Annotated in this window: 13 protein-coding genes and 1 pseudogene; 6 read left to right on the top strand and 8 right to left on the bottom strand. The window is 71.7% G+C overall.

Annotated elements, in window-relative coordinates; translation table 11 throughout:
• Positions 1-123 precede the first annotated feature (123 nt).
• Entirely contained in the window at positions 124-2,541 is a 2,418-nt protein-coding gene (lon, locus tag OG599_RS23490) for an endopeptidase La (protein WP_327177950.1), read from the bottom strand.
• 967 nt (positions 2,542-3,508) lie between these two features.
• Here lon and OG599_RS23485 point away from each other — a divergent pair.
• The 3 genes and pseudogenes from OG599_RS23485 to OG599_RS23475 all read left to right on the top strand — a co-directional run bounded on the left by OG599_RS23485 (position 3,509) and on the right by OG599_RS23475 (position 4,564).
• On the top strand, positions 3,509-3,718 hold the full coding sequence (locus tag OG599_RS23485; protein ID WP_327177949.1) for a cold-shock protein: 210 nt from the start codon (positions 3,509-3,511) through the stop codon (positions 3,716-3,718).
• A gap of 272 nt (positions 3,719-3,990) precedes the next feature.
• Positions 3,991-4,161 (top strand): annotated as a pseudogene (locus OG599_RS35500) (CBS domain-containing protein); the annotation flags it as partial.
• 97 nt (positions 4,162-4,258) lie between these two features.
• A complete protein-coding gene (locus tag OG599_RS23475) occupies positions 4,259-4,564 on the top strand; it encodes an SCO5918 family protein (RefSeq protein WP_327177948.1) in 306 nt (101 codons plus the stop codon).
• Between the two features lie 22 nt (positions 4,565-4,586).
• Here OG599_RS23475 and OG599_RS23470 read toward each other — a convergent pair whose 3' ends face one another.
• The 7 genes from OG599_RS23470 to OG599_RS23440 all read right to left on the bottom strand — a co-directional run bounded on the left by OG599_RS23470 (position 4,587) and on the right by OG599_RS23440 (position 10,899).
• A complete protein-coding gene (locus OG599_RS23470) occupies positions 4,587-5,114 on the bottom strand; it encodes a nucleotidyltransferase domain-containing protein (protein ID WP_327177947.1) in 528 nt (175 codons plus the stop codon).
• A gap of 24 nt (positions 5,115-5,138) precedes the next feature.
• Positions 5,139-5,867, bottom strand: coding sequence for a maleylpyruvate isomerase N-terminal domain-containing protein (locus OG599_RS23465; protein ID WP_327177946.1), 729 nt, complete (start codon positions 5,865-5,867; stop codon positions 5,139-5,141).
• A 75-nt stretch (positions 5,868-5,942) separates the two neighbouring features.
• A complete protein-coding gene (locus tag OG599_RS23460) occupies positions 5,943-6,542 on the bottom strand; it encodes a TetR/AcrR family transcriptional regulator (protein ID WP_327177945.1) in 600 nt (199 codons plus the stop codon).
• 202 nt (positions 6,543-6,744) lie between these two features.
• Complete coding sequence (locus OG599_RS23455) at positions 6,745-7,506, bottom strand: SDR family NAD(P)-dependent oxidoreductase (protein ID WP_327177944.1); 762 nt, start codon at positions 7,504-7,506, stop codon at positions 6,745-6,747.
• Between the two features lie 229 nt (positions 7,507-7,735).
• Entirely contained in the window at positions 7,736-8,419 is a 684-nt protein-coding gene (locus tag OG599_RS23450) for a FadR/GntR family transcriptional regulator (protein WP_327177943.1), read from the bottom strand.
• Between the two features lie 205 nt (positions 8,420-8,624).
• Entirely contained in the window at positions 8,625-9,998 is a 1,374-nt protein-coding gene (locus tag OG599_RS23445) for an MFS transporter (protein ID WP_327177942.1), read from the bottom strand.
• A 265-nt stretch (positions 9,999-10,263) separates the two neighbouring features.
• Positions 10,264-10,899 (bottom strand): DinB family protein, encoded by a 636-nt coding sequence (locus tag OG599_RS23440; RefSeq protein WP_327177941.1) that lies wholly within the window; start codon positions 10,897-10,899, stop codon positions 10,264-10,266.
• A gap of 280 nt (positions 10,900-11,179) precedes the next feature.
• On the opposite strand from OG599_RS23440, the gene OG599_RS23435 reads away from it, so the two are divergent.
• The 3 genes from OG599_RS23435 to OG599_RS23425 all read left to right on the top strand — a co-directional run bounded on the left by OG599_RS23435 (position 11,180) and on the right by OG599_RS23425 (position 13,922).
• Positions 11,180-11,881, top strand: a complete 702-nt coding sequence (locus tag OG599_RS23435) for a spermidine synthase (RefSeq protein ID WP_327177940.1) — start codon at positions 11,180-11,182, stop codon at positions 11,879-11,881.
• A gap of 230 nt (positions 11,882-12,111) precedes the next feature.
• Complete coding sequence (locus OG599_RS23430; protein WP_327177939.1) at positions 12,112-12,849, top strand: response regulator transcription factor; 738 nt, start codon at positions 12,112-12,114, stop codon at positions 12,847-12,849.
• On the top strand, positions 12,846-13,922 hold the full coding sequence (locus OG599_RS23425; RefSeq protein ID WP_327177938.1) for a HAMP domain-containing sensor histidine kinase: 1,077 nt from the start codon (positions 12,846-12,848) through the stop codon (positions 13,920-13,922). Before OG599_RS23430 ends, OG599_RS23425 begins: the two co-directional genes overlap by 4 nt.
• Positions 13,923-14,086: the final 164 nt, after the last annotated feature.

The raw sequence follows: 14,086 nt of genomic DNA, 5'->3' as shown, positions 1-14,086 counted from the left end.
GGCCGCCGACCTTGTCCGGTGCCCCGCCGCGCACGGGAACGGCCCGCCTCCCCGGGGTCTCCGGGGCGACGGGCCGTCCGTACCGGTCACGCGCGCGGCGGCACGTCCGTCACGCCGTGCCGCTCACGCCGCGGCCGGAACCTTCTCCTCCGCGCCCGCGGTGGCCGGGGCGAGGGCGATCTCCAGCACCTGGCGGACGTCGGTCACCGGGTGGACCTCCAGCTTCTCCAGGACCTCGGCCGGGACGTCGTCCAGGTCGGCCTCGTTCCGCTTGGGGATCACCACGGTGGTGATCCCGGCCCGGTGCGCCGCCAGCAGCTTCTGCTTCAGCCCGCCGATCGGCAGGACCCGCCCGGTCAGCGAGACCTCACCGGTCATCGCCACGTCCGTGCGGACCAGCCGCCCGGAGAGCAGCGAGGCCAGCGCCGTCGTCATGGTGATGCCGGCGCTCGGACCGTCCTTCGGGACCGCGCCCGCCGGGAAGTGGATGTGGATGCCCCGGTCCTTGAGATCGGCCACCGGCAGCTCCAGCTCCGCGCCGTGCGACCGCAGGAAGCTCAGCGCGATCTGCGCGGACTCCTTCATCACGTCGCCGAGCTGACCGGTCAGGGTCAGTCCGGACGCCCCGGTCTCCGGGTCGGCCAGCGAGGCTTCGACGAAGAGCACGTCGCCGCCCGCACCGGTCACCGCGAGGCCGGTCGCCACACCCGGTACGGCGGTACGGCGCTCGGCCGGGTCCTGCGCGGACTCGGGCACGTGGTGCGGCCGCCCGATCAGCCCCCGCAGATCGGCGTCGGTGACCGTGAACGGCAGCTCGCGGTCGCCCAGTTCGTGCTGGGCCGCGACCTTCCGCAGCAGCCGGGCGACGGCCCTCTCCAGGTTCCGTACGCCCGCCTCACGGGTGTACTCGCCGGCCAGCTTGCGCAGCGCCGACTCCTCCAGCGCGACCTCGTCCTTCTCCAGACCGGCCCGCTCCAGCTGGCGCGGGAGCAGGTGGTCGCGGGCGATGACGACCTTCTCGTCCTCGGTGTACCCGTCGAGCCGGACCAGCTCCATGCGGTCGAGCAACGCCTCCGGGATGGCCTCCAGGACGTTGGCGGTGGCGAGGAAGACCACGTCGCTGAGGTCGAGTTCGACCTCCAGGTAGTGGTCGCGGAAGGTGTGGTTCTGCGCCGGGTCCAGCACTTCGAGCAGGGCGGCGGCGGGGTCGCCCCGGAAGTCGGAGCCGACCTTGTCGATCTCGTCGAGCAGCACGACCGGGTTCATCGAGCCGGCCTCCTTGATCGCCCGGACGATGCGCCCCGGCAGCGCCCCGACGTACGTACGCCGGTGGCCCCGGATCTCCGCCTCGTCCCGGACACCGCCGAGCGCCACCCGGACGAACTTCCGCCCCATGGCGTGCGCGACGGACTCCCCGAGCGAGGTCTTGCCGACCCCGGGAGGGCCGACGAGCGCCAGCACCGCACCGCCGCGCCGCCCGCCGACGACGCCGAGGCCCCGGTCGGCCCGGCGCTTGCGGACCGCGAGGTACTCGGTGATGCGCTCCTTCACGTCCCCGAGTCCGGCGTGCTCGGCGTCGAGGGTCGCCTGCGCGCCCCGGATGTCGTACGCGTCCTCGGTCCGCTCGTTCCAGGGCAGCTCCAGGACGGTGTCCAGCCAGGTACGGATCCAGGACCCCTCGGGACTCTGGTCCGAGGACCGCTCCAGCTTCTCGACCTCCTTGAGCGCGGCCTCGCGGACGTGCTCGGGCAGATCGGCGGCCTCGACGCGGGTGCGGTAGTCGTCGGACTCGTCCCCCGGGTCCCCGTTGAGCTCCGACAGCTCCTTGCGTACGGCGTCGAGCTGGCGCCGCAGCAGGAACTCGCGCTGCTGCTTGTCGACGCCCTCCTGGACGTCCTTGGCGATGGACTCGGCCACGTCCTGTTCGGCGAGGTGCTCACCGAGCCACTGCACGGCGAGCTTCAGCCGGGCGACCGGGTCCGAGGTCTCCAGCAGCTCCACCTTCTGCGCGGTGGTCAGGAAGGGGGAGTAACCGGAGTTGTCGGCGAGCGCGGAGACACCGTCGATCTGCTGCACCCGGTCGACGACCTGCCAGGCCCCCCGCTTCTTCAGCCAGCTGGTGGCGAGCGCCTTGTACTCCTTGACCAGCTCGGCGACGGCACCCGGCAGCGGGTCGGGCACCTGCTCGTCGATCCGGGTCGCCTCGACCCAGAGGGCCCGCCCGGGGCCGGTGGTACCCGTGCCGATCCGTACCCGCGAACGCGCCCGCACGATCGCCCCGGGGTCCCCGTCGGAGAGCCGCCCGATCTGCTCGACCGTGCCGAGGACACCGGTCCCCGTGTATCTGCCGTCGATGCGCGGCACCAGCAGCACCTCGGGCTTGCCGCCCTCGGCCGCGGCGGCCTGCGCGGCTTCGACGGCGGCGCGGGCCTCGCTGTCGGAAAGATCGAGAGGAACGACCATGCCGGGCAGCACGACTTCGTCGTCGAGCGGCAGCACGGGCAGGTCGAACGGGGTGGACGCCTTGGTGTCGGTAGCCATGATCTTCCCTTCGGCAGTCAAGTTGAGCTATGCACGCTCAATGCTTGTGAGCCGCTGAATGTTCCCCACGGGGTGTTCGCTCTGAGCGATCGGCGGATGACCGCACCGCACGGCCGGGGGGAGCGTGCACCCGGCGGCCGCACCGCGGGAAACCTCTCCGGACACGGCGAAGAAATCTGTAGTGGCGACAGTAGACATTGCTTCACGGCGTGACTAGGGTTTCTCTCGTAGCCCAGAGAGACAGCAGGGCCCGGCAGAGACGAACCGCCGGGCAGCAGTACGCAGGACAGCAGTACGCACCACGGTGCGGTGGTGGAGCCCCGGAGCCAGGAGCGACGCAAGAAGGCGACGGGGCTGACGACCGGACCGGGCGGCCCGCGGTGATCAGGGGCCGCCGCCAGACCTACCGCGAGGGCGGTCCGCACACGCGGCCGTCCGCCGCGAGTCGGTGCGGAACAAGAAGGCCGGCAGGGTACTGAAGCCGGCGGATGGTGTAGCAGTTCCTTCGGGGCCCTGGTGCCGTACGGCACCAGGGCCCCTCCACGCGTTCCACGGACAGGTGCGTATGACAGCACGGCACCCTTCCGGGGCCTCCGCGAACGCCACCCCCTCGAAATAACTCCGAGGACGCCTCCGTGGACGCATCCGTGGACGACGACGCGCTTTCCCGAAGAGCTGCGCCCCCGGCGGGGCAATATCTGTCCCCGCGGGGCGAGCTTTGAGCACACCGCGCACGAAGTGTTTTCGGCCGGGCGACCGGAGTGGAATTACACATCGCCTGCCCACCACTACCGCATGCTATCGTCGAACCAGTTGCCGTGGCCCTAAAATTTCGAGCACCCTCGTCGACATTTCCGACAGTAGGACGCCTTTCGCGTTTCCGGTCATTTTCGGACGGGGTATCACCGCGGCAACCGGGCATCCATGCGACTGCGGTTTCCGGCGTAATGCCCCAAGGAGATATGACATGGCATCCGGCACCGTAAAATGGTTCAACGCGGCCAAGGGTTTCGGCTTCATCGAGCAGGAGGACGGCGGCCCGGACGTGTTCGCCCACTTCTCGAACATCGCTGCCGAGGGATTCCGCGAGCTGCTCGAAGGCCAGCAGGTCACCTTCGACATCGCGCCGACCCAGAAGGGCCCGACGGCCGAGAACATCGCTCCCGTCCAATCGTGACGCGCCCGGTTTTTCTCTCCGCAGGGCACCGCCGTCTCACTGTTGCAGTCGATTCACCGCAGGCCTGATCCGATTTCGCATTCCGTTCGGCGCATTCTCGGCATTCCCGCGGTGGCTTCTCGCCCACGACGGGAATTCCTTGATCGGCGCCGCGTCGAGGAAGGTTCCTCTTGGGCCCCGTACGTACGCACAGACACTTCTCCCGCATTCGTCCCACCGGCGCCGTCCAGCTTTCCGATGACGACGCTCAGGAACCGCGGGTCGGCGACGACATGACCGTCGAAGTGGCCCTGTCGGTCATGATCAGTGCCCGCGTCGATCATCTGCTCGTCTGCGACAACGACGGACTGTGCACGGGGACGGTCACCCTGGCCGGGCTCGCCGCCGTACGGGACGGGACCGCGTACACGGACCGGCTCCAGCTGCGCGACCTGCTCACCGACGGCCGCGACGCCACCTTGGGCCTGCTCGCCCTGGCCCACTGAGGCGACCCGCTCAGCACGACCGCAACCACTCCTTCTCTTCTCTCTGTGAGGCATCATGCGCTGCGTCATCGCCCGCTTCCCGTTCGAGCTCACCAAGAGCGGAGTCCTGGAAGCCATGAAGGGCATCAAGCCGGAGCCGGCCGTCGGCGAGTGCGTGATCGTGGGCCGCCGCACCTACCCCGTCAAGCAGGTCGGCCAGGTCGTCACCCGGCAGGACCGCCGGGACTTCAGCGCCGGCGAGGTCCTCCGGGCCATGGCCCAGCTCGGCTTCACCTGCCCCGCCGTTCCCCGCGCCGCCACGCCCGTGACCGACTCGTTCCAGCACGCGTCCGAGCTGCTCGGCGCTCCCGCGGCCGCCTGACCCGGGCCGAACCCCGGCCCGGTCAGAAGTGCGTGGCGATCCCGAAGGCGCGGCGCAGCCGGACCATGTCGTGCAGGTCGCGCGGAGTGGGCTCGTACCCCTGGTGGAAGTAGACCTGCTGCTCCGCCGAGAGGCACGGGACGGGCGTGCCCCCGATGGTGCCCGTCACGAAACAGGCGGCGGGGTACCGGAAGGGGCGGTCCGGTTCGGGTGAGGCCTGTACGGCGGAGCCGTCGGCGGCGAAGACCAGCGGGTGGAGGTCCAACTCCAGGCCCGGCAGGGACGCCCGGTCCGGCGGGAACGCCCGGTCCGGCGGGGACGTGAGGACGAACCGTACGGGGCGCTGGTCGAGGGTCTCCGTGAAGCCGGCGTTCGCCAGCGCGGCCAGCACGGCGGGCTCCTGGTCCCGGCGGTGCATCAGGTCGAGGTCGCGGTGGTCCCGGGTCTGCTCGCCGAGCAGCGCGTCGATCCCCCAGCCTCCGCCGATCCAGACATCGGTCCCCGCCCGCCGCAACAGGGCCAGGACGGACAGCACCTCTTCCGCCGTCATCACGCGCTCCCTTCTCCGGGCCGGTCAGGTCCGGGGTGTGCCGTCCCAGCGCCAGGTGGTCCGCCGTGCGCGGCCGGACAGTTCGGCGCGTCCGGTGGCCCACAGCAGAGTGGGCCAGCGGTCCGTGGACTCCGGAGCGTCCGGGAAGAGGCGGGCGAGCACCCGTGCGCAGATGTCGGCGGGCGGGTTCCAGGAGAGGCCGAGCCCCTGGGCCAGGTCGTGGGTGTGCACCAGGGTCTCCACGATCCCCATCGCGGCGAAGCCCTCGGGGTCGGACGCACCGTAGCCGTGGTGGGCGCGGACCTGCGGGGGTGTCGTACGCACCATGGCGGTCAGCAGCGCACCGCTGGCCTCCAGCACCTGCAGGAGCCCGGCGGGACCGGCCGCGCGGTCCGCGTGGATCGCGTTCGCGGGGCCGCCGGGCCGTCGGCTCTCCCACAGGAACGGCACCTCGCCCGTCATGGGCGGTGTCCGGGGGCCCAGTTGCGCGGCGTACGCGAAGAGGTCGTCGCTGAGGTGCTCGACGGTCTCCCAGCAGTCCCACTCCAGCGAACCCGCCTTCCCTTCCCACGCACCCGGCGGGGCCTCGCGGAGGACGTCCACCGCGAGCTGCACGGCACGGTCGAGGTCGTCCGCGGTGACAGGGCCGTCCCCGTTGACAGAGCCGTCCGCGGTGACAGGGCCGTCCCCGTTGACAGGGCCGTTCACGGCGGCGGAGGGCTGGGAGGGGCCGGTCTCGGCAGATCGGGACATGACAGGACGGTACCTCCATCCAGGGCGCGTCAGGCTCTCTCCGGCAGGGCCAGGCACCCACGCGGTGGCGGCTTTTCAGGCGGTGTCCGGCACCCGCAGATGGTCGAGGGCCAGGTCCAGGGCGGATTCCAGCGGGCCGAGGCGGCCGGTGGCGATCAGGGTGAAGGCGCCTCCCTGCACGGCGGCGAGGACCGACTCCCCCGCGCGCTCCGCGTCGGGTGTGGTCGACATCAGCCCCTGACGCTGCATGTCCCGTACTCCGGAAGCCAGTTGGGCCTGCCAGCGGTCCATCAGGTCCTCGGCGACGGCGCGCACCTCGGGGTCGTCACCGGCGAGCTGGCCGGTGAGGACGTTCAGCGGGCAGTTGCGGCCCTGGCGGCGGTAGTGGTCGAGTACCGCGCCGCGCCAGGCGTCCCAGGCGGCCCAGCTGGTGAGTTCGCCCAGATGGGGCTGCTGGTCGGCGAGGATCGCCTCGGCCTCGTGCCGGGCGACGGCGACGAGGAGGGCGGACCGGCCCTCGGGGAAGTAGTGGAAGAGCTGGCTCTTGCTGGTTCCGGTCGCGGCGCGGATCTCGTCGAGGGAGACCTCCGGCCCGCGCTGCCGCATCAGCCGGGCCGCGCCGTCGACGATGCGCTGCCGCGTCGCGGCGCCCTTGCTGGTCAGGCCTTGTGCCACGGGTCCGCTTCCTGGGGGGGTGCAGGGGGCGCCCGGCGGTGGTGCCCCGGAGGGCGCGTACCGGATCTCGCCTGGTCGGCCCATCGTATAACCGGGCGTACGGGCCACGGGGGTGCGGCCCCGGGGCCGCACCCCCGTGGCCACAGCCCGCCGCCCGCGCCCGCCCGGCGACGCGGGCGGCGGTCAGGCGGTCAGGCACCTGTCAGGCGGCGATCACCGCGGTGGAGGTACGGCCGCCGTCGACGTCGAGGACGATGCCCTGCACGAAGGAGGAGTCGTCGCTCGCCAGGTAGACGACGGCCCGGGCGATGTCTTCGGGCCTGCCGTGCGTACCGGCCGGGGTTCCTTTCATCATCACGTCGCCGGGCATCGGCTCGTCGGAGGGTTCGTGGACCACACCGGGCGAGACCGCGTTCACCCGGACCCCGGACGGCCCGAACTCCGCGGCCCAGGCGCGGGTGAGGGTTTCGACGGCGCCCTTGGTCGAGCTGTAGAGCGCGTTGGAGGCGACACCGAGCCGGGTGATCCAGGAGCCGAGGTTCACGACGACTCCCCCGCCGGCCGCCACCATGGCCGGGGCCACGGCCGCGGTGAGGAAGAAGGGGGCCTTCACGTTCACCCCGTACACCAGGTCGAAGGTGGCCTCGTCGGTGGTGGTCGTGGTGGACGGCGGATAGATGCCCGCGTTGTTCACCAGGATGTCGATGCGGCCGCCGAGCACCTCGGTGCTCCGTTCGGCGAGCGCCCGGGAAGCGGCGGCGGTGCCGTCCAGATCCGCGGCGACGAAGTCGGCCCGGCCCCCGGCGGCCCTGATCTCGGCGACCACCCGTTCACCTCGCTCGCCGTCGCGGCCGGAGACCACGACGTGGGCCCCCTCGGCACCGAGAGCCAGCGCGATGGCCCGTCCGATGTTGCTGGTCGCGCCGGTGACCAGCGCCGTCCTTTTGTCGAGTCGTGCCGTCATGGCGCCGCACTCCCTCTCGGAACTCTCGGAACTCTCGGAACTCAGGACTCTCAGGACCCTCAGAGCCCAGGATTGGACCGTACGGTTCAAAGTTAACCCCTTATGGACCGCACAGTCCATTCCTCGGGGCGGAAAGCCGCGGAGTCGGAACCGACCGGCGTACGGGATCGGGTGCGACCGGCGTGCGAGATCAGCCCCGACCGGTGCACGAGAGAGGGCGGCGGGTCCGTCACGCGCCGCGCAGGCGCTCCAGGGCACGTCCGAGGTTGCGGCGGGTGGCCTCTTCCGCCGCCTGCGGGTCCCCCGCGACGACGGCGGCGACGAGATCCTCGTGCGCGCGGGCGTCGTCGCCGCCCGGGCCGTCGTGCACGTCGCCGTCGGCCACGGCGTCCCGGGCGGCGACCCGGAGCGCGCCGAGGAAGGAGTCGTACACCTGGGCGAGAACCGGGTTGTGCGCGGCGGTGACCACCGCTCGGTGCAGCCGTAGGTCGGTCTCCACCAGCTCGTCGTCCGAACCGGCGGCTCCCCGCTCGCTCAGCAGCTCCCCGAGGACGACGACGTCCTCGTCGGTGCGCCGGGTCGCGGCGAGCCGTCCCGCCTCCACCTCCAGGGCGATCCGTACCTCGTACACGTCGGCGACGGCGGCCCGGCGCAGCCCTCGCTCGAACTCCTCGACGGGTGCGGTGGAGACCACGTAGGTGCCGGAGCCCTGCTGGGAGCGGAGCTGTCCGGAGGCGATCAGCGCCCGGACCGCCTCCCGGCCGGTGGAGCGGCCGACGCCGAGGAGCCGGCTCAGTTCGACCTCGCCGGGCAGCCGGGCGCCCACCGGCCAGTGTTCCGCCGCGAGCAGGCGGCGCAGTTCGGCGACCGCGCCTTCGACGAGCGAGGTGCGCTGCACCGGCCGTACCGCCATGACGGACGCTCCCTGGGACCGAGGTGGTGAGTGGGTCGCACTCCCGAACGAAAACTGTTCCTGACGAGAGACGCTCCTGAAGCCCACGAACGCTCCCGAACGCTCCCGAACGCTCCCGATGAGAAACGTTCCGAACGCGGAATGCTCCGAACGCGGAATGACGGCACCGTCACCGGCCCCGCCACTCCTCGGATACTCAGACAACTTAACCCACGGCTTCGGAGCCCTCCCTCTCCCCGGCCGCCTCCGAGCCGGGCCCCGGCACCGGCTCGGCCACCGACCGCACCACCGGCTCCGGCCCGGATTCCGCCACCGGCGCCTGCGGCGTCCGCTCCCGCAGCCGCAGTGCGGCGAGCAGGGCGACCACGAGGAACGCGAGGACCACGGCGAAGGTGACGCGCAGCCCGTGTGCGTCGGCGAGCCGCCCGAACAGCGGCGAGCCGAGTCCGCCGACCGACATGGTGAGCCCCAGGGTGACGCCGCTGGCGGTGCCGGGGCGGTTGGGCAGGTAGTCCTGGGCCAGGGTCACCTGCGAGGAGAAGGGGACGAACATGGCGAACCCCAGTACGGCGACGCCGATCGCTCCGACCGCCACTCCTGGGGCGAACACCAGCGCGGCCATCGCGGGCACCGCGAGGACGTAGCCGCTGCGGATCGCGGCCAGCCGCCCGTAGCGGTCTGCGGCCCACCCGCCCAGCAGGGTGCCGACCGCTCCGGCCAGCGTGAAGGAGGTCAGGACGGCCGCGGCCGTCCCTCGCGAGCTGTCCAGTTCGCGGATCATGAAGAGGGAGACCAGGGAGACCGTCGTCACGTAGGGGACGGACCAGCAGGCCGCGACCACGACCAGCCGGCCGAACGCGTGCCAGTCGTCCCGCGCCCCGGCGCCGCCGGAACGCGCACCGGCGGCGGGGATCACCACCGTGGCCTCCTGGATGCCGCGGGCACGCATCCAGGGCCCCTTGGCCACCCAGAGCGCGGCCATCACCAGCGCGGGTACGGCCAGCAGCCAGGTGCCCCGCAGGCCGGCGGCCCCGACCACCAGCGTGACGAACCCGGGCGCGAGCGAACCGCCCAGGGTGCCGCCGACCGAGAAGACGCTCATCGCCTTCTGCGACCTTCCGCCCGCCGCCCGCGCCTGGTTGGTGGCGGGCGGGTGGTAGGCGGCGATGCCGATCCCGGCGACGGCCGCGCAGATCCAGGTGAGGAGGTAGCCGGAGAACAGTCCGGTTCCGGCCACTCCCGCCGCGGCCACCAAGAACCCGGCGGGCACCAGCCAGGGGCGCGGCGCGCGGTCGGCCAGCGCTCCGAAGAGCGGCTGCACCACGCTGGAGAGGCCGGTGGCGGCGAGCGAGATGCCCGACAGCGCCGAGTAGCTGTAGTGCCGTTCGGAGACCAGGAACGGCAGCAGCGCGGGCAGCGCCCCCTGGTAGAGGTCGTTGACGACGTGGGTTCCGGTCAGAAACCCCAACTGCCCCTTCCGCACCCCGTCCGAGCCCCCCGCGCGCGCCACCTTCTCCGGTCGTGGCCCGCCGCCCCGCTTCTGCCGCCGCGGTTCGTCGCGGCCCGTCGTCGTCGTCACTACCGGCTCCTGTCCCTCGCCCGTGAACGCCTCGCTCGGACGTCCGGCCCGAACGTCGCCCGAACGCTTCGCCCGGACGCCGCCACTCCTCAGGTCCTCTGAGGAGTTGGGGTACGTTAACAGGGCCCGGGTGACCGCGGCAACGGCGTCCACCGGCGCGCGGCGGGGCGGGATCGGCACGGCATCGGCCGCCCCCGCACGGCGGCTCCCGCGGGTGTCCGCCGGCCAGCCGGTCAGCCGGTCAGCCGCTCAGTCGCTCAGCCGGTCAGCGCAGGTCGTGCCCGCCGGCGTCCCGGTAGAGGTCGCGCAGCAGGGCGATCTCGGCACCGTGGTGCAGGAGTTCCTGGTTGACCCACCACACGGTCTCCAGGAAGAGGTCCTCCGGGTCGCTGCCGTGCGGGTAGGTGGAGTACCCCACCGTGTCCAGCGCCCGGTCGTCCGCGGCGAGGAGGGCTTCGTGCCAGGCGGTGGCGGCGGTGTCGAAATCGGCCAGCGCGGTCGCGGCGTCGCCCGCCACGAGGTAATCGTCCCTGGTCAGCGCGTGCGTGCCCGCCGTGTGGTCGGCGCGCAGCGTCAGCATCTCGGTGAGATGGCTGAGCCGCCAGGAAAGGGTGGTGAACGGCGGGCGTTCGCGGGGCTGTTCGGCCGACGCGTCCCGCCCCCAGTCGCCCCGGCCCGCCAGTTCCGTCGCCCGGGGTCCCGGGCCGGCATCGCGGAGGCGTACGGAGAGACAGCCGGCCACCGGCTCCCAGAAGTACTCCGCGTCGGCCAGGGGGCCGTCGACCTTCACCTCCGTACCGTTGCCGCTGTCCATGACCGGACCGTTCAGCCGGGCCGCGAGGCGTTCACGGGCGAAGGCGTACTGGTCGAGCAGCGGTACGAGCCGGGGCGGTGTCCCCATCGGAGCTCCTGTCGTTAGCGGAGGAAGTCGGCGACACGGACTCACGTCCTGCCGGAGGAAGTCCACGACACGGGAACACATCCCACCGGAGGAAGTCCACGGCACGGGGTCACGCCCCGTCAGCCCTCCCCAAGGCGGGGCGATGCCGGACACCGCCCGAGGCGACGGAGGGCGAGCCAACCGCCCGCCCGCACAGACCCGTTGGCGAAACGAGCGCCCGCGGGGCCAGGATGGACGGCTCGAACCCGTCCGCCACCATCGGAGACCGGAGAACAGCAGCATGTCCGCCAGTGCCACCCCCAGCCGCCACGCAGACCTGACCCCCGTCACCCTCGACCGCCGCGACGGCCCCTTCGGCGAGGTGGTGCTGCGCGAGCGGGGCGAGCACTTCGAGATCATCGCCAACGGGTGCTTCCTGATGGACACCGCGGACGGCCGGTCCGAGCGGCTGCTGATCGACGTGGCGCTCGCGGCCCTGCCGCCCGCGCGACCGGCCCCCTCGGTGCTCGTCGGCGGGCTCGGTGTCGGGTTCTCGCTGGTGCGGGCGGCCGGCCAGGAGCGGTGGGGGCGGATCGTCGTGGCCGAGCGGGAGCCGGCGATCGTGGAGTGGCACCTGCGCGGCCCGCTGGACCGGATTTCCGGTGCCGCGCTGGCCGACCCCAGGACCGGGATTCTCCGTACGGACCTGGTCGAGCATCTCCGTACGACTACGGAGCGTTATGACGCACTGTGTCTGGACATCGACAACGGCCCGGAGTGGACCGTGACCGAGGACAACGGAAGCCTCTATTCCCCTTCCGGCCTCGCAGTCTGCCGGGAGCATCTGACTCCGGGAGGCGTTCTCGCCATCTGGTCCGCACAACCGTCCGAATCGTTCGAACATGCTTTGCGCGCTGCCGGATTCGAGGGGGTACGAACCGAAGAGGTGGTCGTTGCCCGAGGTGTGCCCGACGTGGTTCATCTCGCACTTCGGACCGCCTGAGCACCCCGCCGGGGTATCCGACCGGACGGGGATACCCGGACAAGGCAGGCGTTCCTCCTCCCCCGCCGGGGTATCCCTCTCAGTCCGGGCACCACCCTGCGTAGCCGAAAGGCACCCGCTGCCTCTACGCTGCTGCCCGGCAGACGGACCAGACACGCCAAGAAAAAACGAGCGAAGAAACCGCATCCTCCGGAGGAATGATCTCCGCGGGAGCGGGCAGGGGCGGGGCGATGGAACAGACACACACCAACCACAACGGCGTCGCGGCCACCCCCGGAGCGCAGCGCCGGGTGCTGGTGGTCGAAGACGACGCCACGATCATCGAGGCCATCGCCGCGCGTCTGCGGGCGGAGGGCTTCCTGGTGCAGACCGCACTGGACGGCCCCGCCGCCGTGGACGCGGCCGAGGCGTGGCAGCCCGATCTCATGGTGCTCGACATCATGCTCCCGGGCTTCGACGGCCTGGAGGTCTGCCGCCGGGTGCAGGCGCAGCGCCCGGTGCCGGTGCTGATGCTGACCGCGCGGGACGACGAGACCGACATGCTGGTCGGGCTCGGGGTCGGCGCGGACGACTACATGACCAAGCCGTTCTCCATGCGCGAGCTGGCGGCCCGGGTGCACGTGCTGCTGCGCCGGGTCGAGCGGGCCGCGCTGGCCGCCGTGACGCCGCGCAGCGGCATCCTGCGGCTGGGCGAGCTGGAGATCGACCACGCGCAGCGCAGGGTCCGGGTGCGCACCGACGACGTCCACCTGACGCCGACCGAGTTCGACCTGCTGGTCTGCCTGGCGAACACCCCGCGCGCGGTGCTCTCCCGCGAGCAGCTGCTCGCCGAGGTGTGGGACTGGGCGGACGCCTCGGGCACCCGCACGGTCGACAGCCACATCAAGGCGCTCCGCCGGAAGATCGGCGCCGAGCGCATCCGTACGGTGCACGGTGTCGGTTACGCGTTGGAGACCCCGGCAGCATGACCCGCTCCGGGCCCGGTCTGCGCCCGTTCTCGATCAAGGCCAAGCTGGGGACGCTCGTCGTGGTGTCCGTGTTCATCACCACGGGGCTGCTCGTGGTGGCGCTGCGGACCCGGACCGAGTTCCAGTTCATCACCGTCTTCTCGGTGATCGCCACGCTGCTGATAACCCAGTTCGTCGCGCACGGCCTGACGGCTCCGCTGGACGAGATGCGGGCGGTGGCCCGGTCGATCTCGCACGGCGACTACACCTGCCGGGTCAGCGGGGCCGGGCGCCGCGACGAGCTGGGCGACCTCGCCCAGACGATCAACCGCATGGCGGACGATCTGGAGGCGGTCGACCGGCACCGCAAGGCGCTGGTCGCCAACGTGTCGCACGAGCTGCGGACCCCCATCGCGGCGTTGCGCGCCGTGCTGGAGAACGTGGTGGACGGGGTCTCGGCCGCCGACCCGGAGACCATGCGGACCGCGCTCCAGCAGACGGAGCGGCTCGGCCGGCTGGTGGAGACGCTGCTCGACCTGTCGCGGCTGGACAACGGTGTCGTCCCCCTCAAGGCCGGCCGTTTCGAGGTGTGGCCCTATCTCGCCGGGGTACTCAAGGAAGCGAACCTCGCGGCCTCGCGACGCCGGCTCTCCTCGGGCTCCGGCAACCACTCGCGTACGGACGTCCATCTGCACCTCGACGTGTCCCCGGCGGACATGACGGCGTTCGCGGACACCGAGCGGCTGCACCAGGTCGTGGCGAATCTCATCGACAACGCCGTGAAGCACAGTCCGCCGCACGGCCGTGTGACGGTGCTGGCGCGACCGAGCGCGCAACCTGAGTCCCTGGAACTCGAAGTGATCGACGAGGGGCCCGGCATCCCGGAGGCCGAGCGCCATCGCGTCTTCGAGCGGTTCAACCGGGGCCAGAACCCGTCCCCGCACGGTCCCGGCAGCGACGGGGGCACGGGCCTCGGACTGGCCATCGCCCACTGGGCGGTGGATCTGCACGGTGGCCGCATCAGAGTGGCTGAATCCACACATGGATGCCGGATTCAGATCACCCTTCCGGGGATGTCACCGGCCCGCAGTTGACATATGGTTCGAACGAAAAGGGACGTGATCTTGGTCCCTCACCACCAGGGGTACGGCCCGTGGGGCCTCAGCCGTGTCCCTGACTACCCGAAGCGCAGCGGAACCCCGCTTGTTTCCCGCCATTCCGAGCTCCGAAACCCGCCTTCAGATGTGATGTGCACGAC

Source organism: Streptomyces sp. NBC_01335 (assembly GCF_035953295.1).
Lineage (GTDB): Bacteria > Actinomycetota > Actinomycetes > Streptomycetales > Streptomycetaceae > Streptomyces.
The sequence above is the reverse complement of the archived record's forward strand: the minus strand, read 5'-3'. Positions and strand labels throughout refer to the sequence as shown.

Excerpts from the sequence above, each read along its gene's own strand:
- OG599_RS23465 (WP_327177946.1), bottom strand. The coding sequence starts at position 5,867 with ATGTCCCGATCTGCCGAGACCGGCCCCTCCCAGCCCTCCGCCGCCGTG.
- OG599_RS23450 (WP_327177943.1), bottom strand. The coding sequence starts at position 8,419 with ATGGCGGTACGGCCGGTGCAGCGCACCTCGCTCGTCGAAGGCGCGGTC.
- OG599_RS23430 (WP_327177939.1), top strand. The coding sequence starts at position 12,112 with ATGGAACAGACACACACCAACCACAACGGCGTCGCGGCCACCCCCGGA.
- OG599_RS23470 (WP_327177947.1), bottom strand. The coding sequence starts at position 5,114 with ATGACGGCGGAAGAGGTGCTGTCCGTCCTGGCCCTGTTGCGGCGGGCG.
- OG599_RS23440 (WP_327177941.1), bottom strand. The coding sequence starts at position 10,899 with ATGGGGACACCGCCCCGGCTCGTACCGCTGCTCGACCAGTACGCCTTC.
- OG599_RS23425 (WP_327177938.1), top strand. The coding sequence starts at position 12,846 with ATGACCCGCTCCGGGCCCGGTCTGCGCCCGTTCTCGATCAAGGCCAAG.
- OG599_RS23455 (WP_327177944.1), bottom strand. The coding sequence starts at position 7,506 with ATGACGGCACGACTCGACAAAAGGACGGCGCTGGTCACCGGCGCGACC.
- OG599_RS23435 (WP_327177940.1), top strand. The coding sequence starts at position 11,180 with ATGTCCGCCAGTGCCACCCCCAGCCGCCACGCAGACCTGACCCCCGTC.
- OG599_RS23485 (WP_327177949.1), top strand. The coding sequence starts at position 3,509 with ATGGCATCCGGCACCGTAAAATGGTTCAACGCGGCCAAGGGTTTCGGC.
- lon (WP_327177950.1), bottom strand. The coding sequence starts at position 2,541 with ATGGCTACCGACACCAAGGCGTCCACCCCGTTCGACCTGCCCGTGCTG.
- OG599_RS23475 (WP_327177948.1), top strand. The coding sequence starts at position 4,259 with ATGCGCTGCGTCATCGCCCGCTTCCCGTTCGAGCTCACCAAGAGCGGA.